Annotated in this window: 23 protein-coding genes; 16 read left to right on the top strand and 7 right to left on the bottom strand. The window is 66.5% G+C overall.

The genetic code is table 11. The features are described from left to right. Positions 1-48: 48 nt before the first annotated feature. The gene (locus tag AC1DS0_RS07360; RefSeq protein ID WP_476813723.1) at positions 49-1,692 is read left to right on the top strand and encodes a Na+/H+ antiporter; all 1,644 of its coding nucleotides are present in this window, start codon (positions 49-51) and stop codon (positions 1,690-1,692) included. A 71-nt stretch (positions 1,693-1,763) separates the two neighbouring features. Here the strand turns inward: AC1DS0_RS07360 and tam are convergent, their stop codons facing one another. Together tam and AC1DS0_RS07350 are read right to left on the bottom strand one after the other, a co-directional pair. After that, positions 1,764-2,546: a trans-aconitate 2-methyltransferase gene (gene tam, locus AC1DS0_RS07355; protein WP_476813722.1), complete on the bottom strand. Its 783-nt coding sequence runs from the start codon at positions 2,544-2,546 to the stop codon at positions 1,764-1,766. 44 nt (positions 2,547-2,590) lie between these two features. After that, positions 2,591-3,295, bottom strand: a complete 705-nt coding sequence (locus AC1DS0_RS07350) for an SDR family oxidoreductase (RefSeq protein ID WP_476813721.1) — start codon at positions 3,293-3,295, stop codon at positions 2,591-2,593. A 131-nt stretch (positions 3,296-3,426) separates the two neighbouring features. Between AC1DS0_RS07350 and AC1DS0_RS07345 the strand changes: the two genes are divergently transcribed. From AC1DS0_RS07345 to AC1DS0_RS07330, 4 genes are read left to right on the top strand one after another with little or no spacing between them, the layout of a single operon-like run. After that, positions 3,427-4,296, top strand: a complete 870-nt coding sequence (locus tag AC1DS0_RS07345; RefSeq protein WP_476813720.1) for a LysR substrate-binding domain-containing protein — start codon at positions 3,427-3,429, stop codon at positions 4,294-4,296. Positions 4,297-4,343: 47 nt separating this feature from the next. After that, positions 4,344-4,982 carry a TetR/AcrR family transcriptional regulator gene (locus AC1DS0_RS07340; protein WP_476813719.1) on the top strand — a complete coding sequence of 213 codons (639 nt, stop codon included), beginning with the start codon at positions 4,344-4,346 and terminating at the stop codon, positions 4,980-4,982. Further along, on the top strand, positions 4,979-5,515 hold the full coding sequence (locus AC1DS0_RS07335) for a GFA family protein (protein ID WP_476813718.1): 537 nt from the start codon (positions 4,979-4,981) through the stop codon (positions 5,513-5,515). The genes AC1DS0_RS07340 and AC1DS0_RS07335 overlap by 4 nt, the downstream gene beginning before the upstream one ends. Continuing rightward, on the top strand, positions 5,508-5,810 hold the full coding sequence (locus AC1DS0_RS07330) for a DUF6958 family protein (RefSeq protein ID WP_476813717.1): 303 nt from the start codon (positions 5,508-5,510) through the stop codon (positions 5,808-5,810). The genes AC1DS0_RS07335 and AC1DS0_RS07330 overlap by 8 nt, the downstream gene beginning before the upstream one ends. Before the next feature lie 153 nt (positions 5,811-5,963). Here the strand turns inward: AC1DS0_RS07330 and AC1DS0_RS07325 are convergent, their stop codons facing one another. Then, positions 5,964-7,094: an aminotransferase class I/II-fold pyridoxal phosphate-dependent enzyme gene (locus tag AC1DS0_RS07325; protein ID WP_476813716.1), complete on the bottom strand. Its 1,131-nt coding sequence runs from the start codon at positions 7,092-7,094 to the stop codon at positions 5,964-5,966. Beyond that, complete coding sequence (locus tag AC1DS0_RS07320; protein WP_476813715.1) at positions 7,091-8,266, bottom strand: amidohydrolase; 1,176 nt, start codon at positions 8,264-8,266, stop codon at positions 7,091-7,093. The genes AC1DS0_RS07325 and AC1DS0_RS07320 overlap by 4 nt, the downstream gene beginning before the upstream one ends. A gap of 77 nt (positions 8,267-8,343) precedes the next feature. Here AC1DS0_RS07320 and AC1DS0_RS07315 point away from each other — a divergent pair, with 77 nt between their 5' ends. Then, positions 8,344-9,168, top strand: a complete 825-nt coding sequence (locus AC1DS0_RS07315; RefSeq protein ID WP_476813714.1) for an AraC family transcriptional regulator — start codon at positions 8,344-8,346, stop codon at positions 9,166-9,168. A gap of 11 nt (positions 9,169-9,179) precedes the next feature. Here the strand turns inward: AC1DS0_RS07315 and AC1DS0_RS07310 are convergent, their stop codons facing one another. After that, on the bottom strand, positions 9,180-9,890 hold the full coding sequence (locus AC1DS0_RS07310) for an outer membrane protein (protein WP_476813713.1): 711 nt from the start codon (positions 9,888-9,890) through the stop codon (positions 9,180-9,182). A 210-nt stretch (positions 9,891-10,100) separates the two neighbouring features. Here AC1DS0_RS07310 and AC1DS0_RS07305 point away from each other — a divergent pair, with 210 nt between their 5' ends. The 4 genes from AC1DS0_RS07305 to AC1DS0_RS07290 all read left to right on the top strand — a co-directional run bounded on the left by AC1DS0_RS07305 (position 10,101) and on the right by AC1DS0_RS07290 (position 13,479). Next, positions 10,101-11,126 carry a YihY/virulence factor BrkB family protein gene (locus AC1DS0_RS07305; RefSeq protein WP_476813712.1) on the top strand — a complete coding sequence of 342 codons (1,026 nt, stop codon included), beginning with the start codon at positions 10,101-10,103 and terminating at the stop codon, positions 11,124-11,126. Positions 11,127-11,240: 114 nt separating this feature from the next. Further along, positions 11,241-11,612, top strand: a complete 372-nt coding sequence (locus AC1DS0_RS07300; RefSeq protein WP_476813711.1) for a DUF423 domain-containing protein — start codon at positions 11,241-11,243, stop codon at positions 11,610-11,612. 89 nt (positions 11,613-11,701) lie between these two features. Further along, positions 11,702-12,598 carry an acetylglutamate kinase gene (gene argB / locus AC1DS0_RS07295; protein WP_476813710.1) on the top strand — a complete coding sequence of 299 codons (897 nt, stop codon included), beginning with the start codon at positions 11,702-11,704 and terminating at the stop codon, positions 12,596-12,598. A gap of 125 nt (positions 12,599-12,723) precedes the next feature. After that, the gene (locus AC1DS0_RS07290) at positions 12,724-13,479 is read left to right on the top strand and encodes a pyrimidine 5'-nucleotidase (RefSeq protein ID WP_476813709.1); all 756 of its coding nucleotides are present in this window, start codon (positions 12,724-12,726) and stop codon (positions 13,477-13,479) included. A 193-nt stretch (positions 13,480-13,672) separates the two neighbouring features. On the opposite strand, the gene AC1DS0_RS07285 is transcribed toward AC1DS0_RS07290, so the two are convergent. Further along, complete coding sequence (locus AC1DS0_RS07285) at positions 13,673-15,007, bottom strand: 8-oxoguanine deaminase (RefSeq protein ID WP_476813708.1); 1,335 nt, start codon at positions 15,005-15,007, stop codon at positions 13,673-13,675. Positions 15,008-15,277: 270 nt separating this feature from the next. Between AC1DS0_RS07285 and AC1DS0_RS07280 the strand changes: the two genes are divergently transcribed. From AC1DS0_RS07280 to AC1DS0_RS07255, 6 genes are all read left to right on the top strand, one after another. Then, positions 15,278-16,867: an ABC transporter substrate-binding protein gene (locus AC1DS0_RS07280; protein ID WP_476813707.1), complete on the top strand. Its 1,590-nt coding sequence runs from the start codon at positions 15,278-15,280 to the stop codon at positions 16,865-16,867. 162 nt (positions 16,868-17,029) lie between these two features. After that, complete coding sequence (locus AC1DS0_RS07275; RefSeq protein ID WP_476813706.1) at positions 17,030-18,646, top strand: ABC transporter substrate-binding protein; 1,617 nt, start codon at positions 17,030-17,032, stop codon at positions 18,644-18,646. A gap of 283 nt (positions 18,647-18,929) precedes the next feature. Further along, a complete protein-coding gene (locus AC1DS0_RS07270; protein WP_476813705.1) occupies positions 18,930-19,940 on the top strand; it encodes an ABC transporter permease subunit in 1,011 nt (336 codons plus the stop codon). Positions 19,941-19,980: 40 nt separating this feature from the next. Next, on the top strand, positions 19,981-20,883 hold the full coding sequence (locus AC1DS0_RS07265) for an ABC transporter permease subunit (protein WP_476813704.1): 903 nt from the start codon (positions 19,981-19,983) through the stop codon (positions 20,881-20,883). A gap of 4 nt (positions 20,884-20,887) precedes the next feature. After that, complete coding sequence (locus AC1DS0_RS07260) at positions 20,888-21,910, top strand: ABC transporter ATP-binding protein (RefSeq protein WP_476813703.1); 1,023 nt, start codon at positions 20,888-20,890, stop codon at positions 21,908-21,910. Next, complete coding sequence (locus AC1DS0_RS07255; RefSeq protein WP_476813702.1) at positions 21,907-22,890, top strand: peptide ABC transporter ATP-binding protein; 984 nt, start codon at positions 21,907-21,909, stop codon at positions 22,888-22,890. The genes AC1DS0_RS07260 and AC1DS0_RS07255 overlap by 4 nt, the downstream gene beginning before the upstream one ends. A 133-nt stretch (positions 22,891-23,023) precedes the next feature. On the opposite strand, the gene AC1DS0_RS07250 is transcribed toward AC1DS0_RS07255, so the two are convergent. Beyond that, entirely contained in the window at positions 23,024-24,874 is a 1,851-nt protein-coding gene (locus AC1DS0_RS07250) for an ABC transporter ATP-binding protein (RefSeq protein ID WP_476813701.1), read from the bottom strand. Positions 24,875-25,154: the final 280 nt, after the last annotated feature.

Below are 25,154 nucleotides of genomic sequence, written 5' to 3'. Positions count from 1 at the left end.
TAAACCTCGCGACCGACCCCAGAGCGAACCGGGCCGGCCGCGCAGTCCATGCAGACTTTCACCTTCATCCTGATCCTGGTCATCGCCGTGGTGGCCTCGCAGCCGCTGACCCGGCTGCTCAGGATCATCCCGCTGCCGATCGTCCAGATCGCGCTCGGCGCCGCCCTCGCCTGGCCGACCGCCGGCTTCCATCCTCATATCGAGCCGGAGCTCTTCCTCCTGCTCTTCATCGCCCCGTTGCTCTTCGCCGACGCCTGGGAGGCGCCGAAGCGCGAATACCGCAAGCTGCTCCGGCCGATCCTGTCGCTCGCCTTCGGCCTGGTCTTCTTCACCACGCTTTTCTGCGGGCTCGCTCTGCATTGGCTGGTGCCGTCCATGCCGCTGCCGGTCGCTTTCGCGCTCGCCGCCGTGCTCTCGCCGACCGATGCGGTCGCCGTCTCCGCCATCGTCGACAAGGAGAGCGTGCCGAAGAACCTGATGCACATTCTCGAAGGGGAATCCCTGCTCAACGACGCGTCAGGCCTGGTGATTTTCCGCTTCGCCGCCGCAGCTGCCCTGACCGGCAGCTTCTCACTTTGGCAGACCTCGCTCGCCTTCCTCCTGGCCGTCGCAGGCGGCGTCGCCGCGGGCCTGCTCGCGGTCGTGGTCGTCTCCTGGGCGCTGAAGCTGCTGGCGAAGTTCGACCGGATCGCACCGGAAACGCAGGTGCTGGTCGTGATGTTCCTGCCCTTCGCCGCCTTCCTGGCGGCGGAGGCCGTCCATGCCTCGGGCGTGCTCGCTGCCGTCGTCGCCGGTCTGACCGTCGGGCGCACGCGCACCGCCAACCAGCTCAGCGTTTCCGCCTACATGCTCGCCCATTCGTTCTGGACGATGCTCGCCTTCCTCCTCAACGGCACGCTCTTCGTCCTGCTTGGCCTGCAATTGCCGGCGATCATCCGCACCGTCCCGCCCGCGCTGATCGACACGCATTGGCTCTGGCAGCCGCTCGGCATCATCGCCGCGCTGACGCTCTGCCTGATCCTGCTGCGCTTTGTCTGGATCAGCGCCGCCATCGCGCTGAGCCGCGTCATCAGCCGGCGCCTTCGCCTGGAGCAGTTTCATACCACGCTGCGCACGCGGCTGGCTGGCTCGATCGCCGGCGTGCGCGGCGCGGTCACGCTCGCCGGCGTGCTGTCATTCCCGGTGCTGGCGCTCGATGGTTCGCCCTTCCCAGGGCGTGACGTGGCGATCTTCCTGGCAGCCGGCGTGATCCTGCTCTGGCTGGCGATCGCCAGCCTCGGCCTGCCGCCGATCGTGCGCGGGCTGGCTGTCGGGCATGGCGCCGCGCAGGCCACCGAATTGCGCCGGGCGCGGATCACGGCGACCGAAGCCGCCATCGCGCGACTGGAGGGCGTCGCCCATCGCGGCGGCACCGATGGCGCCGCGACCGTCGACCAGGCCGTGGCGGAGGGACTGATCGCGACCTATCGGCGGCGCCTTGCCCTGCTCGACGACGGCCAGACGCCGCGCGAGGAAGCCGTGGCGCTGCAGCGCTCGGAAAGCACCCTGCGGCAGACCGCTTTGGCGGCGGAGCGCGAGGCCTTGCGCGGCCTGCTCAGGAGCGGCGAGATCGACGATACGACCTACAACGCGCTGGCGCACGAGCTCGTCCTGCACGACGTGCTCGCCGAGTCGAAGGCCGGATCGCACTGACCGCCGGCTGCCAAAGCAATTCCAGCAAAAGTGCGTAGCGGTTTTGCGTCCGGAATTGCGTGAAACAAGCTCTATGCCTGAGTCGCGAGGATGAACAGGCGCGGGAAGCGCAGCAGCACCTTGCCGTCCGGCTCGACCGGATAGGCGGCTGCGATCTTCTCACGATAGCTGGCGAGGAAGGCCTCGCGCTCACCCGCCGGCAGCGGATCGATATAGGGCTTGAGGCCCGTGCTCTTGAACCATTCGACGATCGCATCGTGCCCGGCGAGCGCGTGGACATAGGTCGTCTGCCAGATATCGACCTGGCAGCCGGCCTGCATCAGCCAGCGCCGGTAATCCGAGAACGAGCCGATCACCGCCTTCGAGGACCGCGCATTGGCGAGGCGGGCCGCCCACGGCCCTTCGGCCGCGGCCTCGTCCATCGAGACATGCGAGGGTTCGCTGAGATTGTTCGGCATCTGCACAGCGAGCACCCCGCCCGGCGCCAGCGATCGCGCCAGCCGCGCGAACAGAGCGGGATGATCGGGAATCCATTGCAGCGCCGCATTGGCGAAGACCAGGTCGTAGCGGCCATCCGCCGACCAGCTCTCCAGATCGGCCAGAGTGAAGGAGAGCTGCGGCAGGCGCTTGCACGCCTTCTCCAGCATGTCCGGCGAGGAATCGAGACCTTCGACCTTGGCATCCGGAAAGCGGGCGGCGACCAGCTCGGTGCTGTTGCCCGGCCCGCAGCCGAGATCGATGCAGCGCTGCGGGTCGGTGAGGCGAACGCGCTGGATCAGGTCGAGCGGCGGACGCGTCCGCTCGTCCTCGAAGCGCAGATACTGGTTCGCGTCCCAGTCGACCTTGCCCGTCATCGCACCTGCTCCGTCGCGTCCATCTGGCGCGACGGCCTACGCCTCTACAACGAGCGCATCAAGCCGCCATCGACACGCAGGTTCTGGCCGGTGATGTAGCCGGCGCCGTCCGAGGCGAGGAAGGCGATCGTCGCGGCAATCTCCTCGCTGGTGCCGTAGCGCTGCATCGGCACCCCGGCGCGGCGCTCCTCGGTGGCCGGCAGCGAGTCGATCCAGCCGGGCAGGACATTGTTCATGCGCACGTTCTGCGCCGCATACTGGTCGGCGAAGAGCTTGGTGTAGGCGGCGAGCCCGGCCCGGAACACCGCCGAGGTCGGGAAATTGGCGGCCGGCTCAAAAGCCCAGGCGGTCGAGATGTTGATGATCGCGCCCGACCTCTGCGCCGCCATCACCGGCGCGACCAGCCGCGTCGGCCGGATCACGTTCATCAGGTAGACGTCGAGCCCGGTATGCCATTGCTCGTCGGTGATCTCGGTGATCGGCGCGCGCGGGCCATGGCCGGCGCTGTTGACCAGCACGTCGATGCGGCCGAAGCGCGCCATCGTCTCGTCGACCAGCCGCTTCAGGTCGTCGTTCGACTGGTTCGAGCCGGTGACGCCGAAGCCGCCGAGCTCCTTGGCCAGGGCTTCACCCTTGCCCGAGGAGGACAGGATCGCGACCTTGCAGCCGTCCTGCGCCAGCCGCTTCGCCGCGGCCGCGCCCATGCCGCTGCCGCCAGCGGTAACAATCGCGACTTTTTCTCCTGCCATGGGACGCTCCATTTTTCTGCCGAAGGTATCGTGGCGCCGCCAACAGCGCCGCTCATTCTCGCCTTTCTCGCATTAGCCGCGTAAACTCTCCAGCGAATTGGCCAGCGTCATATCGATAGAAAAACTACTGCATGACTGAACCGCAGCAGCGCCTGCCGTCGCTCAACGCGCTACGCGCCTTCGAAGCGGCGGCGCGGCATCTCAATTTCCGCGCTGCCGCCGATGAGCTCGGCGTCACCCAGGGCGCCGTCGCCCAGCATGTCCGCGGCCTCGAAAGCGAGCTGCGGCTGAAATTGTTCGAGCGCCAGCCGCGCCTGCTCGCGCTGACCAGTGCCGGGCGCAGCTATGCGACCCATGTCGCCCGCGCCTTCGCCCTGCTGGCCGAGGCGACCGATAATCTACGCCCTCAACCGCTGCGACTGACGATCAGCGCGACGCCGAGTATCGCGGCGAAATGGCTTGTGCCGCGCCTGCCCGAGTTCACCGGCGCCCATCCGCAGCTCGAACTCAGCATCCTCGCCAGCGACGCGCTGGCGAACTTCCAGTCGGATGGCGTCGACATCGCGATCCGCCAGGGCCGCCCGCCCTTCGGCCCCGGCCTGACTGCGGACCTCTTGTTCGAGCACGACATCGTCGCAATCTGCCAGCCGGCCCTGCGCCCTGACGAGGAGGAGTTGGCGCGCCTGCCGCTGCTGCGCGACGGGCATGATCTCTGGCCGGAATTCTTCGAGCGTGCGCTCGGGCGTTCCATGCCGCTGACAATCCGCAGCACGCGCTTCAACCAGACAGCGCTCGCAATCGATGCCGCGATCGCCGGCCAGGGCGTCGCACTTGCCAGCCGCTTCCTGGTCGAGCCCGATCTCGCCGCCAGACGCCTCGCTTTGGCGACGACGGCGAGCATGCGCGGCGGCCTCGACTTCTACGTGGTCAGCGCCCGCAAGCCGCGGCATGCCGAGCAGACCGCACTGGTCAGGGCGTGGCTGTTGAGCCAGCGCGGCTGATCAAAGGAAATGCTTGCAACATACCAACTGAATGGTATGTATTTCCCATGGCACGCCCCACCAAGCAATCTCCCGAGCGCGGCAATGCCCGCACCCGCCTGCTCGAAGCGGCGCGAGACGTCATCCGCGCCAAGGGCTTCGCCGGCACCAGCGTCGATGATCTCTGCCGCGCCGCGGATGTGACCAAGGGCGCCTTCTTCCACCATTTCGAGAGCAAGGAGGCGCTCGGCGTCGCAGCGGCCGAGTTCTGGACGCAGGAAGTCACGCCCTTTTTCGCGGCTGCCCCCTATCACGAGCCGGCCGACGCCCTCGACCGCGTCCTCGCCTATGTCGCCTTCCGCAAGGCGATCATCGCCGGCGACCTCGCAGAGTTCACCTGCCTGGTCGGGACGCTGGCGCAGGAGGTTCATGCCAGCGCGCCCGATATACGCGACGCCTGCGGCCGCAGCATCTTCGGCCATGCCGCGACGCTGGAGGCCGATATCGAACAGGCCCGCCGCGACCACGGCATAACCACGGCCGGCTGGAGTGCCGAGAGCCTGGCCAGGCACACGCAGGCTGTCTTGCAGGGCGGCTTCGTCCTCGCAAAGGCCGGCAACGATCCGGATCTGGCGCGCGAAAGCCTCGACCATCTCGACCGCTACATCCGCCATCTCTTCCATATCGCTGAGGAACGCGCAGCATGAGCCAAACCATGACGATCGGCTGCGCCTGCGGCCATACGCGGCTCCGGGTCCAGGGAGCGCCGATCCTTGTCTCCGAATGCCTGTGCGACAGCTGCCGAGCCGCCGCGGCGCGGCTCGCCAGGCTGCCCAGTGGCAGCGACATCCTCACCGCCTATGGCGCGACGCCGTCAGCCGAATACCGCAAGGACCGCGTCGAGATCGTCTCAGGTGCGGAGAGCCTGCGCGAGTTCCGATTGAAGCCCGAAGCGGGCTCGCGCCGCATCGTCGCGACCTGCTGCAACACGCCGGTCTTCCTGGAGATGAAGGGCGCGCACTGGCTCAGCCTCTATCTCCATCTCTGGCCTGAAGGCACCCGGCCCAAGCCTGAGCTGCGGACCATGACCGGCGACCTGCCCGACGCCGCCGCTTTGCCCGCCGACATCCCGAACCTGAAGACCCACACGGTCTCATTCTACCTGAAGCTGCTCGGCGCCTGGATCGCCATGGGCTTCCGCAACCCGACGATCACGACAGCGGGAACGATCGATGCCTGACGACAAGATCGAGATCGAGAACGTCAACAAGCCCGGCAAGTCCGAGCGGGTCGACCGCGCCAAGTACCAGGCGATGCGCAAGGCGCTGCTCGCGGCATTGCCGGACGAGGCGCCGGGGCTGACTGTCCCCGACGCGAAGGAGGCGCTGCTGCCGCTCCTGCCGGATGAGCTTTTCCCGCAGGGCGCCACAGCCGGCTGGTGGCTGAAAGCCGTCCAGCTCGACCTCGAGGCGAAGGGCGTGATCAAGCGCGCCCCACGCAAGCCGGTGCATCTCTACCGGCTCGCTGCGAGCTGAACGCTTCGAAGCCTTTGATTTGCGCGAGTCATCCCGGACAAGCGGCGAAGCCGCGCCGATCCGGGATCCATGCCTGAACCGTTCCGGAATGGATCCCGGGTCTTCCCTTCGGTCGCCCGGGATGACCAAGGTCGGAATCGGCCTTCTGTAACCTTAGCCCGTCTCGGCAAACGCCGTCGCCAGCGCCGCCGCCGCCTCGTCGAGCTCGGCCGTCTGATGCGCGGCGCTGACCTGTAGACGCAGGCGCGCCTCGCCCTGCGCCACGATCGGAAAGGCGACCGCCGGGGCGAAGACGCCGGCCCGCGTCAAGCGCGCGGTCATCGCCCGCGCCCGCTCCTCGCCGCCGACCTTCACCGCGGTGATGGCGCTGTCGCTATCGTGACAGGCGAGCGCATAGAAGCGCAGCGCCTCGCGCAAATGCGCGACATTGCGCCAGAGCCGCTCGCGCGGACCGGCATCGTCGCGGCAGATTTTCAGCGCCGTCAGCGCCGTCGCCGCATTGGCCGTCGTCATCCCCATGGTGAAGATCCAGCTGCGCGACTTGCCCTTCAGCGTCTCGATCATCACACGCGGCCCGGCGACGAAGCCGCCGCTGGCGCCGCCCAGCGCCTTCGACAGCGAACCGGTCAGCAGCATATCCGCCGCGCCATTGGCGAGCCCGCAGAGTGGCGCGGTGCCGCTGCCGCCCGGCCCGACCACGCCGGTCGCATGCGCCTCGTCGATCATCAGCAGCGCGTCGAACTCACGCGCCAGCGCCTGGATCTCCGGCAATGGCGCCGCGCCGCCCTCCATGCTGAAGATGCCGTCGGTGACGATCAGCCGACGCTTCGCTCGTCTCGTTCCCTCCAGCGCCCGGCGCAGGCCGGCGACGTTGCGGTTCTCATAGGTCTCGACCTCGGCCCGGCTGAGCCGGCAGCCATCGATGATGCTGGCATGGTTCAGCCGGTCGGAGATGATGACGTCGCCGGCGCCGACCAGGGTCGTCAGCACCCCGCCATTGGCGCTGCCGCCGGAGGAGAACAGCGCCACCGCCTCGACGCCGAGGAAGGAGGCGAGATTCTCCGCCAGCGCCTCGTGCAAAGGCGTCGTCGCGAAGACCGGGTAGATCCCGGTGCCGCTGCCATAGAGCCGCAGCGCCTCGTTGGTCGCCGCCAGCACGCGCTCATCGGTCGAGAGGTCGAGATAGTCGTTGGCACCGAGCATGATCGTATCGACGCCATCGAGCAGAATGCGCCCGCCAGATCGACGCTCGATCACCCTGCGGGTGGTGACATGCGCGTTCATGGCGCCACCTTCGGTAGCGCGCCGGCGACGAGGCTCTGCCAGTAGCGCAGCACATGCGGAACGATCGCATCATTGAACACGTAGCGGTCGCCGTGCAGGCCCTCGCCAGGGCCGACCTCGCCGGCGCCGATCCAGGCATAGCAGCCGCCTGCGGCGCGGATCATGAAGGCGAAATCCTCGCAGCCCAGGCTCGGCTTGAACTCGGCCATGACGTTCTCCGGCCCGACCGCCGCAGCCGCCGCCCGCGCCGCCAATGCCGCCGGCTCGGCGGTGTTGATCACCGGCGGATAGCCGCGTTTGTAGTCGAGCGCCGCAGTGACGCCATGCGAGGCGGCGACACCAGCAGCGATCTCGCCGATCAGCCGCTCGCACAGATCCGACAGCGCCGGATCGAAGAAGCGGCAGGTGCCCTGCAGCCAGACCTCTTTCGGCACGATGTTGCCGACATTGCCGCCATGAACCTGCGTCAGGCTGACGACGATCGGCGTCTGCGGGTCGACGGCGCGCGAGACGATGCGCTGCACGCTCTGGATGAAGGCCCCGGCGGCGAGGATCGGGTCGTCGCCGAGATGCGGCATGGCGACATGGGCGCCGAGGCCGGAGAAGCGCAACTCGAAATTGTCCACCGCGGCCATCTGCGCCCCGGCGCGCGCCGCGATCATACCGAAGGGCACGCCAGGCCAGTTGTGCACGGCATAGACAGCCTCGACCGGGAAGCGCTCGAACAGCCCGGCCTCGATCATCTTCATGCTGCCGCCCTCGTTCTCCTCGGCCGGCTGGAAGATGAAGTGGACGGTGCCGTCGAAAGCCCGGTTCTCGCTGAGCAGCTTGGCCGCCCCGAGCAGCATGGCGCTGTGGCCGTCATGGCCGCAGGCATGCATCACGCCCTCGGTCTTCGAGGCATAGGGCAGGCCGGTGCGCTCGATCACCGGCAGCGCATCGAGCTCGGCGCGCAGGCCGATGGCGCGCTTGCTGGAGCCCGCACGCAGCGTGCCGACGACGCCGGTGCCGCCGATGCCTTCCTGCACCTCCAAGCCGAAGGAGCGCAGCTTGTCGGCGACGAACCGGGCGGTCTCGATTTCCTGGAAGCCGAGCTCGGGATTGGCGTGGATGTGATGGCGCCAGGCGACGACCTCTGGCGTCAGCCTGGCGATCGGGTCATTGTGCAGCATGGTTCTCTCCTGTTCGTGCTCAGGATTAGGAGAGCGGGCCGGGCAGCGTCTTGAACCAGATTGACTCAGATTGACCCATGAGCGAGCCGCGACAGGAGAGTCAGGCGTTCTGGCGCCACGCCGCCTTCCGGGAGCTCGGCCTGCTCGCGGCGCGCTTTCGCGAGCATCGCTATGACCGCCACACCCATGACGGCTACGTCATCGCGTTGATCACCGAGGGCTGCGAACGTGTGCGCGTCGGCCGGCAGGAGGTGCTGGCCCCGGCCGGCTCAGTGCTCGTCGTCAATCCGGAGGAGTGGCACGATGGCGAGGCCGGCGCCGAGGAGGGCTGGGCTTACCGGACCTTCTACCCGTCGGTATCGCTGCTGTCGGACATCGCGACCGAGCTCGGTCAGACGCATCTGCCGCTCTTCCCGCGGGCGCTCCTCGATGACCCCGAACTGGCCCGGCTGCTCGCTGCTGCCCATGCGGAATCGACCTCGCCGGAAGCCACCCGCGCGGAAACCTCCCTGCTGACCGCGCTGCGTCGGCTGATCCTGCAGCATGTCGACACCGATCGACCGGCCGAGCCGCTCGATCGCTCAGGCTCGCAACGCCGCTTTTCGCGCTATGAGGAGGTGATCGAGGAAGGACTCGCTGGCGAGATCGACCTGCAGGCCCTCGCCGCAGCCGCCGGCGTCACCCGTTTCCAGGTCATCCGCGACTTCAAGAAGCTCACCGGCTCGACGCCGGCCACCTTCATCCGCGACCGCCGCCTGCGCCACGCCAACCGGCTGATCCAGCAGGGCGCCGGCCTGGCCGACGCCGCCTTCGCCGCCGGCTTTTCCGACCAGAGCCATCTCTCGCGCAGCTTCCGCGCCGTGCACGGGATCACGCCCGGCATGTTCCGCAAGGCGGGTTAAAGCGCGAAACCTCAGAACTTGTAGGCGAGACTGGCGCGCACCGCATGGGCGGAGGGCTCGTGCTCGACGGTGCGGCCGAGATAGGCGCCGGCCCCGACATGGTCGAAGCGGCCATAATCGGTGTAGCGATAGTCGAGGCCGAGGATGATATTATCGGTCAGGGCGTAGTCGACGCCGCCGCCGACCGTCCAGCCGGTCCTGGAGGAATTGATCGTCTCCGTCAGGCCCGCCAGCGGGCTGGCATAGGCATATTCGAGTTTGGTGAAGGCCACGCCGCCAGTGGCGTAGATCATGATCCGGTCGAGGCTGTAGCCGAGGCGGGCGCGTACCGAGCCCTGCCAGTCCTGTCGCACGCGAACCGTGCCACCAAGATCGCCCTTCCCCTCGTGGACATTCATGCCCTCGATGTCGCCCTCGACACCGACAACGATCGCGCCAAGCTGATAGTTGAAGCCGACACGGGCGCCGCCGATGAAAGAGGACGGGCTGTAATCGAAGGAGCGGCCGAGCGGGACACGGCCGGCGCTGGCGAATTCGCTCGCCCGGTCCGAGCCCCAGGAATAGCCGACCTGGCCGCCAAGATAGACGCCGCTCCAATTGTAGAAGGTCGGCAATTCCGGCGCCGGCGGCAGGACGCCCCTGCCACGCAGGTCGGCTGCCAGCGAGGCTCCGGCACTGAGCAGGGCGATGGCTGCAACGGCGGCTTTGAGCAGGGTCTTCATCGAAATCTCGGGCTCGAACGGGGCTGCTTCCGGACGGGCGACCCGACCGGCGCCGCGATGGCGTCAGGAGCGCGATTATGAAAATGTTAAGGTTAATGAACCGCTAAGCGAACCGGACTTCGCCTAGCCTGCCGGAACGAAAACGCCCACCGCAACGTTGCCAGCACGACGGAGCTGTCTAGGATCGACGGCCTCTGCACCGGAGCGCGCATGGCCTATTTCAAGCGACTGACGGGCGCTGCCGGGCTCGCGGCTGTGGTCGCCGGCTACGTCCACGGCTTGGTCTCGCGCCGAGTCGGAGAGCCCCTGCGCCAGGCAAGGCGCGGGCGTGGCGCCAGGAGCCCGATCTCCCTGCCCTGGCGCGGCTGGAAGGACGTGCTGCTGCGCTTCGCCGCCCGCATCCAGGAAGCGCGGGTGCTCTCGCTCGCCGGCGCCGTCGCCTTCTTCACCCTGCTCTCGCTGGTGCCGGCGCTGTCGCTGCTGGTGACACTCTATGGCATGCTGACCGATCCGGTGACGATCGTCGGCCAGCTCGACGACATCACCATCGTCTTCCCGCTGGCGGCGCGCGAATTAATCCGCGAGCAGGCGATTCGGCTGTCGAGCCAGGATACCGCCAATCTCTCCCTCACCTTCCTGATCAGTTTCCTCGTCGCAGTCTGGAGCGCCAATGCCGCGATGAAAGCAGCCTTCGATGCGCTCAACATCATCTATGGCGTGCGCGAACGCCGCGGCTTCATTCGCCTCAACCTGGTCTCGCTGGCGACGACGCTGAGCGCGCTCGTCGTGCTGATCCTGGCGCTTGTCCTGATCGCCAGCCTGCCGGTGGTAACCGCGCTTTTTCCTTTCGGCCACGAACTGGAAGTCCTGGTCCGCTGGCTGCGCTGGCCCGCCTTCTTCCTCGTCGGCATCACTGCGATCGGCTGCCTCTACTGGATCGGCCCGAGCCGCAAGGCGCCGCGCTTCGCCTGGGTGCTGCCCGGCGCCATCGCCGCCGCCCTGCTCTGGGTCGCGGCCTCGATCGGCTTCTCCTTCTATGTCAGCACGCTCGGCCGCTACACCGCGACCTATGGCTCGCTCGCCACCATCGTCGTATTCATGACCTGGCTCTGGCTCTCGGCGACGATCGTGCTGGGCGGGGCCGAGCTCAATGCCGAGCTCGAGCACCAGAGCCGCTATGGCTCCGCCCCAGCGCCGGTGACGCAACTCAGCCGCAACGCGCCGAGCGGACGCTGAACTCGCGGCTGGAGCATGATGCCACAGCCGCACCCGCTTGACCTTCCCCTCAGCCGCGGCATCTCCTCCTCGGCACGCTAGGGCCCTTGCCCGACCAGCCACACGGATATGCCCATGATCACCGCGACCCGCATTCACCTCACCATCGCCATGCTGATGGGGCTTTCAGGCGTGACGCTGCTTGCGGCAGGCACGCATTCCGGCGCCTCCGACAATGTCCAGATCGCCGGGCAGATGCTGCTCTTCCACGCGCCTGCGGTGATCGCAGCCTGCGCCGCGCGCCGCGCCGAATTGCTCGCCGACTGGCCGGCGCGACTCGCGATCTCGCTGCTGATCCTCGGCGTCGCGCTGTTTTCGGCCGACCTCGCCATGCGCGGCTTCCATGGTGAGCGGCTCTTCCTCGGCGCGGCGCCCGCCGGCGGCTTCATGATGCTCGGCGGCTGGCTCGGCCTGGTCATCGCCGCCTTGTTCTCCAAGCGCGCCTGACCGGCATCGGCACGCTTTCGCAGCCCATCGTCTTCAGTTAGAACGCGGCGCGGCGCGGCTGCCTCCCTGCGCCTTCGCGGAGCCTGCCGATGAACGCCCCTCACAATCTCACGCCCTCGCAAGCCGCCGAACTGCTCGTCCAGGCGCTGCCGCATATGCAGCGCTACGACCAGGAGGTGATCGTCATCAAGTATGGCGGCAACGCCATGGGCGACGCTGCCACCGCCGAGGATTTCGCCGAGGACGTGGTGCTGCTCGAGCAATCTGGCCTGAAGCCGGTGGTCTGCCATGGTGGCGGCCCGCAGATCGCCCGCATGCTCGAAAAGCTCGGCATCAAGTCCGAGTTCAAGCAAGGCCTGCGCGTCACCGATGCGGCAACCGTCGACGTCGTCGAGATGGTCCTGGCCGGCTCGGTCAACAAGGAGATCGTCGGCTACATCTCACGCGAAGGCGGCAAGGCGATCGGTCTCTGCGGCAAGGACGGCAACATGGTGCTCGCCAGGAAGGCGACCCGCACCATCGTCGATCCCGATTCGAAGATCGAGCAGGTGCTCGACCTCGGCTTCGTCGGCGAACCCGAGACGGTCGACACCACCGTGCTCAAGGCGATCCTCAAGGAAGAGCTGATCCCGGTGCTGGCGCCGGTCTGCGCCGCGGCCGACGGCCAGACCTACAATGTCAACGCCGACACCTTCGCCGGCGCGATCGCCGGTGCGCTGGGTGCCAAGCGCCTGCTGCTTCTCACCGACGTCCCGGGCGTGCTCGACAAGGACAAGAATCTGATCCCGGAGCTCACCATCGAGCAGTGCCGGCGCCTGATCGCCGACGGCACCATCTCCGGCGGCATGATCCCGAAGATCGAGACCTGCATCTACGCGCTGGAAAAGGGCGTCGAGGCCGTCGTCATCCTCGACGGCAAGGTCCCGCATGCGGCCCTGATCGAACTCTTCACCGATACGGGTTCGGGCACGATCATCCGGAAGTAAGCGGCGATACCCCCGTCTTTCCGGTACTTCACGCAGCGCCCCGGAAAGACGGAGTACTTCCCCGTCGCAAGGACTTTGCAAGCATCTTGCATGTCATGATGGTCAGCCCCACATGACATGACCCAATGAACCAGAACGCTTCAATCACCGCCGCCGTCCCGCTCCTGCCGGAGCAGGCGGCGTTCGGCCATGTCGACCACTGGATCTTCGACCTCGACAACACGCTCTATTCGCATGAGGCGCAGGTCTGGCCCCAGGTCAATGAGCGGATCACGCTGTACCTCCTCGAGCTCTTCGGTCTCGACGGCCTCTCCTCGCACGAGCTGCGCCGCTATTATTACGAGCGCTATGGCACGACCCTGAACGGGCTGATGTCGGAGCATGGTGTCGATCCCGACGATTTCCTCGCCTTTGCCCACGACATCGACCTGTCGCTGCTCGATCCCGATCCCGATCTCGGCGCGGCGATCGCCGCCCTGCCCGGCCGCAAGCTGATCCTGACCAATGGTTCGCGCGGCCATGCCGAGAACGTCGCCGGCAAGCTTGGGATCCTCCACCATTTCGAGGACATCTTCGATATCGTCGAGGCCGGTTTCCTGCCCAAGCCCGAGCGCGCCACCTACGAGAATTTCCTCGCCAAGCATGCGGTCGATCCAGCCCGCGCGGCGATGTTCGAGGACATCGACAAGAACCTGATCGTGCCGAACGACCTCGGCATGAAGACGGTGCTGATCGTGCCGCGCACGACCGATCCCTTCCGCGACGCCTCGGAGCAGGCCGTAGTCGAAGCCGCCCACGTCCATTTCGTCACGGATGACCTGACTGGGTTCCTGAAGCCGCTGGTCAGATCAGAAGTCGCCCCTCTGCCTATCTCCAAATAGGCAAAGCCATCCCGAGCGATATCGCCGTCGTTCCGGGGCTTCGCGCAGCGAAGAGCCCGGAACCCATGAACACTGGCGATGACGAAAAGAACTCGCCATCGCAGCTCCTTTTCTAGCCGCTTCCGTGTTCATGGATTCCGGGCTCGCTGCTCCGCAGCGCCCCGGAAAGACGGCAGCGGATGTCTCAGAAGGTTCAGGCGTAACGCTCCGCCGCAAGCCCATGCGCCCGGCGCAGACTCGTGAGATCGAGCCCTGGGATCTCGCCATCAATCACCCGCCAGCGCCCGCCGACCATGACGCGATCGGCCCGGTTCGCACCGCACAGCACCAGCGCCGCGATCGGGTCATGCGCGCCCGAGAAACGCAGCTCGTCGAGCCGATAGAAAGCAAGATCGGCCTGCATGCCGGGTGCGATCCGGCCGATATCGGAACGCCCCAGGCAGCGCGCCGAGCCTTCCGTCGCCCAGCGGATCGTATCGCGTGCCGTCACCGCGCTGGCGCTCTTGTAGTGTAGCCGGTTGACCAGCAGCGCGTGGCGCAACTCCTCCATCAGGTTCGAGCCGTCATTGCTGGCTGAGCCGTCGACGCCGAGGCCGACCGGAGCACCCGCTGCCTCCAGCTCGCGCGTCTTGCAGAAGCCCGAGGCGAGCACGCCGTTCGAGGTCGGGCAATGGCAGACGCCGACGCCGGCCTTGCCCAATCGCTCGCATTCCTCGCAGGAGAAGTGGATGCCGTGCGCCAGCCAGGTCTTCGGCCGCAGCCAGCCCGCTTCCTCCAGCAGGTCGAGCGGGCGCTTGCCGTAGATCTCCAGGCAATAGGCGTCCTCGTCCTGCGTCTCGGCGAGATGGGTATGCAGCGGCGCATCGAAGCGCGTCGCAAGCTCGGCCGAAGCCGCCATCAGCGAGGTCGTCACCGAGAAGGGCGAGCACGGCGCGAGCGCGATCTGCACCATACTGCCCGGCTTGGGATCATGGAACAGGCCGAGCACCCGTTCGCAGTCGGCGAGGATGGTGTCCTCGTCCTGCACGACCTCATCGGGCGGCAGGCCGCCATCCTTCTGCGACAGGTTCATCGAGCCACGCGAGATGGTAACGCGGATGCCGAGCACCCGCGCCTCCTCGACGGCGATGTCGACGGCGTTCTCCAACCCGGCCGGATAGAGATAGTGGTGGTCGGCGGCCGTGGTGCAGCCTGACAGCATCAGCTCGACCAGCGCGGCACGCACCGCGAGGCGCAGATCTTCCGGCCGTAAGCGCGCCCAGAGCGGATAGAGCGCCTTCAGCCAGGGGAAGAGCTCGCGATCGATCGCGGCGGGATGGGCGCGCGTAAGCGTCTGGTAGAAATGGTGGTGGGTGTTGATCAGCCCGGGCAATACGACATGGCCGGAGGCATCGAAGCTCTCGGTCACCGGCAGCGCCGGATAGGCGCCGCTCGCGACGAGCTCGACGATCGCCCCGCCCTCGACCACGACCCCGCCTCCGGCATTCTCGGCGAGGATGGCGAGCGGGTTCCTGATCCAGATGCGCATGGCGGGTCCGGCGCTTAATGATTCTCTTGGAATATCATAGGCTTGCCCGGTGACCAAGGCCAGTCCGGCCGGCTGGGTCTTCCGGATGAGGTTTTGCGTGCCCTGGCGCAAAAACACACGCCCAGGGTGAGCCCCGACGGCTGTTCGCGCCCGCCATCTTTCAATAAGCTGTTGGCAAGGCGGCCGGCGGAATTTTCACCGCGAGGCTTCCGGTCCAACAGGGGAAAACGTTCGCCTCGCGAGGCGAAGCGTGGCTCAAGGAGAGATCCCATGAAGAAATTGTTGCTGGCGACGCTGTCGGCCTCGGCGCTGATGGCGGCGCAGCCGCTGGCAGCCAAGACGCTGGTCTATTGCTCGGAAGGCAGCCCGGAGAATTTCGCGCCGAGCGTCAACACCACCGGCACGTCCTTCGACGCCAACACCCAGATCTACGACACCATCGTCCAGTTCGAGCGCGGCGGCGTCAAGGTTCAGCCGGCCCTGGCGGAGAAATGGGACGTCTCGCCGGACGGCCTGACCTACACGCTCCACCTGCGCAAGAACGTGAAGTGGCATTCGAACAAGAACTTCAAGCCGACGCGCGACTTCAATGCCGACGACGTGATGTTCATGTTCGAGCGGCAATGGAAGGAAGCGCACCCCTATTACAAGGTGACCAGCTCGAACCACTCCTACTTCAACGACATGGGCATGCCCAAGCTCCTGAAGTCGGTCGAGAAGGTCGACGACTACACCGTCAAGATCACGCTGAACCAGCCTGAGGCGCCCTTCCTCGCCGACCTTGCCATGCAATATGCCGGCGTGCAGTCGAAGGAATATGCCGATGCGATGCTGAAGGCTGGCACACCCGAGAAGCTCGACCAGGAGCCGGTCGGCACCGGCGCGTTCTATCTGGTGCAGTACCAGAAGGACGCGATCATCCGCTACAAGGCGTTCCCCGAGTACTGGGCCGGCAAGGCCAAGATCGACGACCTCATCTTCGCGATCACGCCTGATGCTTCGGTCCGCTGGGCCAAGCTGCAGAAGGGCGAATGCCATGTCATGCCCTATCCGAACCCGGCCGATCTCGACGCCATCAAGAAGGACGCCAACGTCCAGATCCTGGAGCAGCCGGGCCTGAACATCGGCTACCTCGCCTACAACACCACCAAGAAGCCCTTCGACGACGTCAAGGTCCGCCGCGCCGTCAACAAGGCGATCAACAAGAAGGCGATCATCGACGCCGTCTATCTCTCCAGCGGCGTCGCGGCGACCAACCCGATCCCGCCGACGATGTGGTCCTACAACGAGACCATCAAGGACGACCCCTTCGATCCGGAGGCGGCCAAGAAGGAGCTGGCCGATGCCGGCCATCCGAACGGCCTCGAGATCGACCTCTGGGCGATGCCGGTGCAGCGGCCCTACAACCCCAACGCCAAGCGCATCGCCGAATTGATGCAGGCCGATCTCGCCAAGGTCGGCGTCAAGGCCGAAATCAAGACCTTCGAATGGGGCGAATACCGCAAGCGCCTGCAGGCGGGGGAGCACCAGACCGGCATGTTCGGCTGGACCGGCGACAATGGCGATCCGGACAACTTCCTGCACACGCTGCTCGGCTGCGACGCCTCCAAGAACAATGGCGGCAACGTCGCCAAGTTCTGCTACCAGCCCTTCGACGAGCTGGTGACGAAGGCCAAGACGATCACCGACCAGGCCGAGCGCGAGAAGCTCTATCGGCAGGCGCAGGTGATCTTCAAGGAGCAGGCTCCCTGGTTCACCATCGCCCATGCGGTCCAGCTCAAGCCGGTCCGCAAGGAAGTCATCGACTTCAAGCTCTCGCCGTTCAGCCGTCACGTCTTCTACGGCGTCGACATCAAGTAAGCTCGGCAAACGAGCCTACCCGTCATCCGCGCCGGCCACCGGCACGGATGATGCTTGCCAACCGGCGCGGCCTGCACGGGCCGCGCCCCTCCCGGGCCGGAAGACGACGGGGCATGAGGCTTCGCGCCCGATCCGGCCGCTGCCTGCCCCTGAGAGATCGCCATGACCCGATCCGCCCGTCCTCTCGCTCTGGCCCTCGGCCTCGGCGCCCTGCTGCTGCCCGCCATCGCCAGCGCCCAGGCGCTCGTCGTCTGCTCGGAAGCCAGTCCCGACTTCCTCAACCCGCAGTTCAGCAGCCAGAACACCGCCTATGACGTGGCGGCGCAGATCTATGAGCGCCTGACGGCGACTGAGCGCGGCGGCTCGCAGATCATCCCGAGCCTGGCCGAGTCCTGGACGATCTCGCAGGACGCGCTGAGCTACACCTTCAAGCTGCGCAAGGGCGTGAAATGGCACGCCAGCAAGAGTTTCACGCCGACGCGCGAGTTCAACGCCGATGACGTGCTGTTCTCGTTCAACCGCATGCTCGATCCCAGCCACCCCTACGCCAAGGTCGGCAGCGGCAATTACCAGTTCTTCGGCGAGATCGTGAAGCCGAGCCTGAAGGCGGTCGAGAAGGTCGACGACTACACCGTCCGGATCGTCCTGACCAAGCCGAACGCGCCGCTGCTCTCGGCACTCTCGGTCGAGCCCATGTCGATCCTCTCGGCCGAATACGCGGCAGCGATGAGCAAGGCCAGCACGCCCGAGCAGATCGACTTCGCTCCGATCGGCACCGGCCCGTTCTCGCTGCTCTCCTATCAGAAGGACGCGGTGATCCGCTTCAAGGCGGTGCCGGACCACTGGACCAAGGCCGCCGGCGACCGCGACCGCATGGCGCTGGTCAACGACCTGATCTTCGTGATCACCCCCGATGCCGCCGTCCGCTTCGCCAAGGTCCGCTCCGGCGAATGCCAGATCGCGCGCTATCCCAATCCCGGCGACCTGGCCGCGATGAAAACCGAACCGACCATCAACGTGCTGCAGGGCAGCATCGCCGATCAGAGCTTCCTCGCCTTCAACCAGCAGAAGAAGCCCTTCGGCGACAAGCGCGTGCGCGAGGCATTGGCCTATGCTGTCAACATCCCGGCGATCATCGACGCCGTCTACCAGGGCACCGGCAAGCCGACCGCCTCAGCGGTTCCACCCTCGCTCTGGTCGCATGACGCCGACCTCAAGCCGCGGCCCTATGATCCTGAGAAGGCCAAGGCTCTGCTCAAGGAGGCCGGCTATCCCGACGGCTTCGAGACGACGCTCTGGGCCATCCCCGTCGTGCGCGCCTACATGCCGAACGGCCGCCGCGCCGCAGAATTGATCCAGGCCGACTGGGCCAGGATCGGCGTCAAGGCGACGATCCTGACCTTCGAATGGGGCGAATACCTCAAGCGCGGCCGCGCCGGCGAGCACGAGGTCGGCATGTTCGGCTACACCTGGGACTATCCCGATCCGAGCCAGATCCTGCTCACCGGCTGGACCTGCGAAGGCGTGGCGACCGGCGCCAACCGGGCGCGCTGGTGCAACAAGGAGGCTTCGGACGCTCTCGCCAAGGCCAGCACCATCACCGACCAGGCCGAGCGCGGCAAACTCTACAAGCGCTTCCAGGAAATCTTCCATGAAGATGTCGCTGGCCTGCTCTTCGCCAACGCCCAGGCTTTCACGCCGGTGCGTAAGGAGGTGAAGGACTACAAGATCCATTTCTTCGGTGGGCAGCCATTCGTCGGCGTCTCGATCGGCAAATAAATCTCTGCGCCGAATAATCCTGGCGCCGGCATGGCAATCATTGCTTTGCCGGCGCCAGGTCTGTCCCTAATATTGCGCTGTATGACGCGAGTGTTTTTCGAGTCTTGCGTCGAGCGCAGGCGCCAATCTGTTTCCTGACCCCAGCGATCCACCGATTTTGTGGCCGCGTTCTTGATCTTTGCGGCGTTCTGGTGTTTGCGCTGCGCCTGAATTCGAACTTGAATAAGATCACAAGATGGGCCGCCGCGCGACGAGACGCCCGGCCAATAAGACTGGCGCAACCATGCTTCGCTTCATCCTGACCAGGGTCAGCCTCGTCATCCCGACCTTCATCGGCATCACGCTGCTGGCCTTCTTCCTGGTCCGCCTCGTGCCGGGCGATCCGATTGAGACCATGGCCGGCGAGCGCGGCATCGACCCCGCCCGCCATGCGCAATTGCTGAAGGAGTACGGCCTCGACCAGCCGCTCTTCGTCCAGTATGGCCGCTATATCGAGCGTGTCGTGCAGGGCGATCTCGGCAAGTCGATCGTGACGCGCGACAGCGTCCTCTCCGAGTTCGGCCAGCTCTTCCCTGCCACCATCGAGCTTGCGCTCTGCGCCATCCTGCTCGCGCTGCTCATCGGCCTGCCGGCCGGCATCATCGCCGCGGTGAAACGAAATTCGATCTTCGACCATGGCGTGATGGGCATCTCGCTCACCGGCTATTCGATGCCGATCTTCTGGTGGGGCCTGCTGCTGATCCTGCTGTTCTCGGTCCAGCTCGGCATCACCCCGGTCTCCGGGCGCATCGCGGTGCAGTACTTCATCGAGCCGGTCACCGGCTTCCTCACCATCGACAGCCTGATCGCCGGCGATGTCGACGCCTTCTGGTCGGCTCTGTCGCATCTGGTTCTGCCGGCGATCGTGCTCGGCACCGTGCCGCTCGCCGTCATCGCCCGAATGACCCGCTCGGCCATGCTGGAGGTGCTCGGCGAGGACTACATCCGCACCGCCCGCGCCAAGGGCATGGCCCCCTTGCGGGTCGTCGCCCTGCACGCGCTGCGCAATGCCCTGATCCCGGTCGTCACCGTGATCGGGCTGCAGGTCGGCACGCTCTTCACCGGCGCGATCCTGACCGAGACGATCTTCTCCTGGCCGGGCGTCGGCAAATGGCTGATCGAGGCGATCAGCCGGCGCGACTACCCCGTCCTCCAGGGTGGCACGCTGCTGCTCGGCATCGTCGTGATGAGCGTCAACCTCTTGGTCGATCTGCTCTACGGCGTGATCAACCCGCGCATCAGGCACGCACGATGATCCGCTTCTCGTCCCTTCGCTCCCATCGGAGCCTTCGCCCATGAGCACCGAGACCTTGCAAGCTCCCGCCGCCAGCGTCGCGCCGCCGCATCCCGTTCGCGAGTTCTGGACCTATTTCAGCGCCAATCGCGGCGCCGTCGCCGGGCTCATCGTCATCGCCCTCGTGCTGTTCTGCGCGCTGTTCGCGCCGCTGATCGCCCCGCACGATCCGAACCTGACCAACAACACGGTCTTCCTGAAGCCGCCATTCTGGCAGGAAGGCGGCTCGCTCTCCTATCCGCTCGGCACCGACGCGATCGGCCGCGACATCCTCTCGCGGCTGCTCTATGGCGCGCGGCTCTCGCTGGTGATCGGCATCGCCGTCGTTGCGCTGGCCATCGTCGTCGGCATCGTGCTCGGCCTGGTCGCCGGCTTCTTCAAGGGCATCGCCGACATCGCGATCATGCGCTTGATGGACATCCTGATGACGATGCCGAGCCTGCTGCTCGCCATCGTCATTGTCGCCATCCTCGGCCCCGGCCTGATGAACGCGATGCTCGCCGTCGCCATCGTCGTGCTGCCGCACTATGTCCGCATCACCCGCGCCGCCGTCATCGCCGAATCCTCGAAGGACTATGTCGTCGCCGCCCAGGTCAGCGGCGCGCAGACGGCAAGGCTGATGTTCTCGGAGATCCTGCCGAACTGCGCTGCGCCGCTGATCGTGCAGGCGACGCTCGGCGTCTCCACCGCGATCCTCGATGCCGCCGCGCTCGGCTTCCTCGGTCTCGGCGCCCAGCCACCGACGCCGGAATGGGGCACCATGCTCGCCGACGCCCGCGAATTCGTGCTGCGCGCCTGGTGGGTCGTCACCTTCCCGGGCCTTGCCATCCTGATCACCGTGCTCGCCTTCAACCTGCTCGGCGACGGGCTGCGCGACGCCCTCGATCCCAAATTGAAGCGCTGATCCCATGCCCCTGCTCGAGATCGAAAACCTCAGCGTCGAGTTCCCGACATCCCAGGGAACTCTGCGCGCGGTCGACCGCATCGACCTCACCCTCGACGAGGGCGAGGTGCTCGGCGTCGTCGGCGAATCCGGCTCCGGCAAATCAGTCACCATGCTCGCGCTGATGGGCCTCGTCGGCTATCCCGGCCGCGTCCGCGCCGACAAGCTGCGCTTCGACGGCCGCGACCTCCTGACTATGTCCGCCCGCGAGCGCCGCCAGCTCACCGGCAAGGACGTGGCGATGATCTTCCAGGAGCCGAGCACCAGCCTGAACCCGTGCTTCACCATCGGCTTCCAGCTCGCCGAGACGCTGCGCAAGCATGAGGGCATGGACCGCAAGGCAGCCAAGCGCCGGGCGATCGAATTGCTGGAGCAGGTCGGCATCCCCGCCCCGGAAAGCCGCCTCAAGGCTTATCCGCACCAACTTTCGGGCGGCATGAACCAGCGCGTCATGATCGCCATGGCGATCGCCTGCAATCCGCGCCTGCTGATTGCTGATGAGCCGACGACCGCGCTCGACGTCACCATCCAAGCGCAGATCCTCGACCTCCTGATGTCGCTGCAGAAGGAGCGCGACATGGCGCTCGTCCTGATCACCCATAACATGGGCGTCGTCGCCGAGACCGCGCAGCGCATCATGGTGATGTATGCCGGGCAGATCATGGAGGAGCGCAAGGTCGACGCGCTGTTCTCCGCCCCGCAGCATCCCTACTCCGCTGCGCTGCTCGCCGCTTTGCCCGAGCGCAGCGAAGGGGAGAGCCGGCTCGCCACCATCCCCGGCATGGTGCCCGGCCTGAACGACCGGCCGAAGGGCTGCCTGTTCAGCCCGCGCTGCGCCTACGCCACCCAGCATTCGCGCAGCGTCCAGCCCGAGCTCCGGCCTTGGGCTGACGGGCATGTGCGCTGCCATTACCCGCTCGGCGATCTCCAGCGCGAGGCGGAGCGCGCCCGCGACGAAACCGGCGCGACGACGGAGGCGGCCCGATGAGCAATCCCGTCATCGAAGCCCGCGACCTCGTCCAGACCTATCAGGTCAGGCAGGGGCTGTTCCGCCCGCCGGCGCAATTGCAGGCGGTGAACAAGGTCTCCTTTGCGGTCGAGGCCGGGCGCACTCTGGCCGTGGTCGGCGAATCCGGCTGCGGGAAATCGACGCTGGCCCGCATGGCGACGCTGATCGAGAAGCCGACCTCCGGGTCGCTGACGCTCGACGGGCTCGACGCTGTCTCACCGCCGGCGAGCGAGCAGCGCCGCCTGCGCCGCACCGTCCAGTTCGTCTTCCAGAACCCCTATGGCTCGCTCAACCCGCGCAAGAAGATCGGCACGATCCTCGAGGAGCCACTGCTGATCAACACCGACCTCTCCAAGGCCGAGCGCACCGAGAAGGCCCGCGCTATGATGGCCAAGGTCGGCCTGCGGCCGGAGCACTATGCCCGCTACCCGCACATGTTCTCAGGCGGCCAGCGCCAGCGCATCGCGATTGCCCGCGCGCTGATCCTCTCGCCGAAGGTGGTGGTCGCAGACGAGCCGGTCTCGGCGCTCGACATCTCGATCCAGGCGCAGGTCCTCAACCTGCTGGCCGATCTGCAGGACGAGCTCAAGCTCGCCTACCTCTTCATCTCGCATGATCTCAGCGTCGTCCGCCACATCGCCCATGATGTGATGGTGATGTATCTCGGCAATGCCATCGAGCACGGGCCGAAAGAGCGCATCTACGCCCGCCCGCTGCATCCCTACACGCAGGCGCTGCTCGCCTCGACGCCGCGCGTCGGCGGCGACAAGCGCGAGAAGATCGTGCTGCGCGGCGAACTGCCCTCGCCGCTCAACCCGCCGACGGGCTGCGTCTTCTCGACCCGCTGCCCCTTCGTCGCCGATCGCTGCCGGACCGAGCGCCCGCAGAAGCGCGAGGTCGACGGACGGGAAGTCGCCTGCCACTACGCCGAGACGTTTTTGGCGAAGGCGGCGGCCTGAGCCCGGAAACGGCTATCGATTGAAGGTTCTCGCCGGGCAGGCCATGTCGTCATTGCCAGCGAAAGCAAAACAGTCCGGGAGCTGCCGCTCCCGGGCTGTTTTGTCATTAAGCTCCTCGCAATGACGAGGCGGGTCACGCCACCTTGGCGATGACCGGCTTGGCTTCCCACTCCTCGCCCCAGATCATCACGGCGTGGCCAGGCGAGACCTCGCGATACTGGCGCACCGGCGGGACGTAATCGGCCGGCCGGATCGGGCTCTTGATCTCGTCGTTCGAGACCGGGCGCTTCTGCAGGCGCCGGGCCGGATCGGCGATCGGCACCGCTGACAGCAGCCGCTTGGTGTAGGGGTGCTGCGGATTGCCGAAGATCGCCTCGCGCGGGCCGATCTCGACGATCTCGCCGAGATACATCACCGCGACGCGGTGGCTGACGCGCTCGACCACCGCCATGTCGTGCGAGATGAAGAGATAGCCCAGCCCCATCCTCGCCTGCAGGTCGAGCATCAGGTTGACCACCTGTGCCTTGACGGAGACGTCGAGCGCCGAGACCGCCTCGTCCGCCACGATCAGGCGCGGCTCGACCGCGAGTGCGCGGGCGATGCAGATGCGCTGGCGCTGGCCGCCGGAGAATTCGTGCGGGAAGCGGCTCGCCATGTCGGGCAGCAGGCCGACGCGCTTCAGGAGGTCGGCGACCTTGTCGCGCGCTTCCGAGCGGTTGGCGAGGTTGTTGATCAGCAGCGGCTCGGCGATCGCGGCGCCAACATTCATGCGCGGGTTGAGCGAGGCGAACGGATCCTGGAAGATCATCTGCATGCGCTTGCGCTGCTCGCGCAGCTCGCCCTGGCTGAGCTTGAGCACGTCGACGCCATCGAGCAGAACCGAGCCGGAGAGCGGCTCGACCAGTCGCAGAACCGAACGGCCCGTCGTCGACTTGCCGCAGCCGGATTCGCCGACCAGCGCCAGGGTCTCGCCCGCCTTCAGGCTGAAGGAGACGTTCTCGACCGCGTGCACCCGGCCCTTGACCGAGGAGAGCAGGCCCGAGCGGATCTCGAAACGGGTCGTCAGCCCCGCCACCTCCAGCACCGGGCGCTCGGCCGCCTGGACGGTGTCAGGAGTTTCGGTCGGGACATCGGATTCGCCGGTCGCGCGGTCGACCACCGGGAAGCGCATCGGACGCCCACGGCCGATCATTGAGCCCAGCCGCGGCACGGCCGAGAGCAGCGCCTTGGTGTAGGGCTTCTGCGGGCTGGCGAAGATATCCTCGGTCGCGCCGGTCTCGACCTCGTCGCCATTGTACATGACGACGGTGCGGTCGGCGATCTCGGCGACGACACCCATGTCATGCGTGATGAAGAGGACCGACATGCCCTCTTCCTGCTGCAGCTGCTTGATCAGCTCCAGAATCTGCGCCTGGATCGTCACGTCGAGCGCGGTGGTCGGCTCGTCGGCGATCAGGAGCTTGGGCTTGCAGGCCAGCGCCATCGCGATCATCACGCGCTGACGCATGCCGCCGGAGAAGCGGTGCGGATATTCGTGGAAGCGCGACTTCGCCGAGGGGATCTTGACCTTCTCCAACAGGCGCACCGTTTCGGCTTCTGCCTCCGAGCGCGACAGGCCGCGATGCAGGATCAGCGCCTCGGCGATCTGGAAGCCGATGGTCAGCACTGGGTTCAGCGACGTCATCGGCTCCTGGAAGATCATCGCGATGTCGTTGCCGCGGATCTGACGCATCTGCGCATCCGGCAGGGTCAGCAGCTCCTTGCCGTTGAGCTTGATCGAGCCCTCGATCTTGCTGGAGCTCGGCGGGGTCAGCCGCATGATCGACAGCGCCGTGACGCTCTTGCCCGAGCCGGATTCGCCGACCACCGCCAGCGTTTCCTGCGGCTTGATGTCGAAGGAGATGTTGCGCACGACCGGCTTCCAGAGTCCTTCGACCCGGAACGAGGTCGTCAGATTCGAGACCGAGAGGATCGGAGAGGTCATGCCAGGTCCTTCTTAGCGATCTGATTGGGCTGCGTAGCGGACACAAGCGCCCACCCCGCGGCCGGTGAGCCGGGTTCAAAGTCGGTTCAGAATACCCAGAGCGCGGCGGATGTCAGCAGCCGACGTCATAAAAGATTCAGCACCCTGCCTGCTTTTTGCGCCGCCACGCTACCGACCTACACGATTTGCGTGCGATTACTCAGGCCGCTCTCGCCTACATTGTCCGGGTAAAAATCAGGCAAGGAGAACGGCGCCCTGCGCAACCGGCGCAAGGTCCTGC

It is taken from the genome of Allobosea sp. P4_H5, assembly GCF_056400825.1.
The sequence above is the reverse complement of the archived record's forward strand: the minus strand, read 5'-3'. Positions and strand labels throughout refer to the sequence as shown.

Excerpts from the sequence above, each read along its gene's own strand:
- AC1DS0_RS07360 (WP_476813723.1), top strand. The coding sequence starts at position 49 with ATGCAGACTTTCACCTTCATCCTGATCCTGGTCATCGCCGTGGTGGCC.
- tam (WP_476813722.1), bottom strand. The coding sequence starts at position 2,546 with ATGACGGGCAAGGTCGACTGGGACGCGAACCAGTATCTGCGCTTCGAG.
- AC1DS0_RS07350 (WP_476813721.1), bottom strand. The coding sequence starts at position 3,295 with ATGGCAGGAGAAAAAGTCGCGATTGTTACCGCTGGCGGCAGCGGCATG.
- AC1DS0_RS07345 (WP_476813720.1), top strand. The coding sequence starts at position 3,427 with ATGACTGAACCGCAGCAGCGCCTGCCGTCGCTCAACGCGCTACGCGCC.
- AC1DS0_RS07340 (WP_476813719.1), top strand. The coding sequence starts at position 4,344 with ATGGCACGCCCCACCAAGCAATCTCCCGAGCGCGGCAATGCCCGCACC.
- AC1DS0_RS07335 (WP_476813718.1), top strand. The coding sequence starts at position 4,979 with ATGAGCCAAACCATGACGATCGGCTGCGCCTGCGGCCATACGCGGCTC.
- AC1DS0_RS07330 (WP_476813717.1), top strand. The coding sequence starts at position 5,508 with ATGCCTGACGACAAGATCGAGATCGAGAACGTCAACAAGCCCGGCAAG.
- AC1DS0_RS07325 (WP_476813716.1), bottom strand. The coding sequence starts at position 7,094 with ATGAACGCGCATGTCACCACCCGCAGGGTGATCGAGCGTCGATCTGGC.
- AC1DS0_RS07320 (WP_476813715.1), bottom strand. The coding sequence starts at position 8,266 with ATGCTGCACAATGACCCGATCGCCAGGCTGACGCCAGAGGTCGTCGCC.
- AC1DS0_RS07315 (WP_476813714.1), top strand. The coding sequence starts at position 8,344 with ATGAGCGAGCCGCGACAGGAGAGTCAGGCGTTCTGGCGCCACGCCGCC.
- AC1DS0_RS07310 (WP_476813713.1), bottom strand. The coding sequence starts at position 9,890 with ATGAAGACCCTGCTCAAAGCCGCCGTTGCAGCCATCGCCCTGCTCAGT.
- AC1DS0_RS07305 (WP_476813712.1), top strand. The coding sequence starts at position 10,101 with ATGGCCTATTTCAAGCGACTGACGGGCGCTGCCGGGCTCGCGGCTGTG.
- AC1DS0_RS07300 (WP_476813711.1), top strand. The coding sequence starts at position 11,241 with ATGATCACCGCGACCCGCATTCACCTCACCATCGCCATGCTGATGGGG.
- argB (WP_476813710.1), top strand. The coding sequence starts at position 11,702 with ATGAACGCCCCTCACAATCTCACGCCCTCGCAAGCCGCCGAACTGCTC.
- AC1DS0_RS07290 (WP_476813709.1), top strand. The coding sequence starts at position 12,724 with ATGAACCAGAACGCTTCAATCACCGCCGCCGTCCCGCTCCTGCCGGAG.
- AC1DS0_RS07285 (WP_476813708.1), bottom strand. The coding sequence starts at position 15,007 with ATGCGCATCTGGATCAGGAACCCGCTCGCCATCCTCGCCGAGAATGCC.
- AC1DS0_RS07280 (WP_476813707.1), top strand. The coding sequence starts at position 15,278 with ATGAAGAAATTGTTGCTGGCGACGCTGTCGGCCTCGGCGCTGATGGCG.
- AC1DS0_RS07275 (WP_476813706.1), top strand. The coding sequence starts at position 17,030 with ATGACCCGATCCGCCCGTCCTCTCGCTCTGGCCCTCGGCCTCGGCGCC.
- AC1DS0_RS07270 (WP_476813705.1), top strand. The coding sequence starts at position 18,930 with ATGCTTCGCTTCATCCTGACCAGGGTCAGCCTCGTCATCCCGACCTTC.
- AC1DS0_RS07265 (WP_476813704.1), top strand. The coding sequence starts at position 19,981 with ATGAGCACCGAGACCTTGCAAGCTCCCGCCGCCAGCGTCGCGCCGCCG.
- AC1DS0_RS07260 (WP_476813703.1), top strand. The coding sequence starts at position 20,888 with ATGCCCCTGCTCGAGATCGAAAACCTCAGCGTCGAGTTCCCGACATCC.
- AC1DS0_RS07255 (WP_476813702.1), top strand. The coding sequence starts at position 21,907 with ATGAGCAATCCCGTCATCGAAGCCCGCGACCTCGTCCAGACCTATCAG.
- AC1DS0_RS07250 (WP_476813701.1), bottom strand. The coding sequence starts at position 24,874 with ATGACCTCTCCGATCCTCTCGGTCTCGAATCTGACGACCTCGTTCCGG.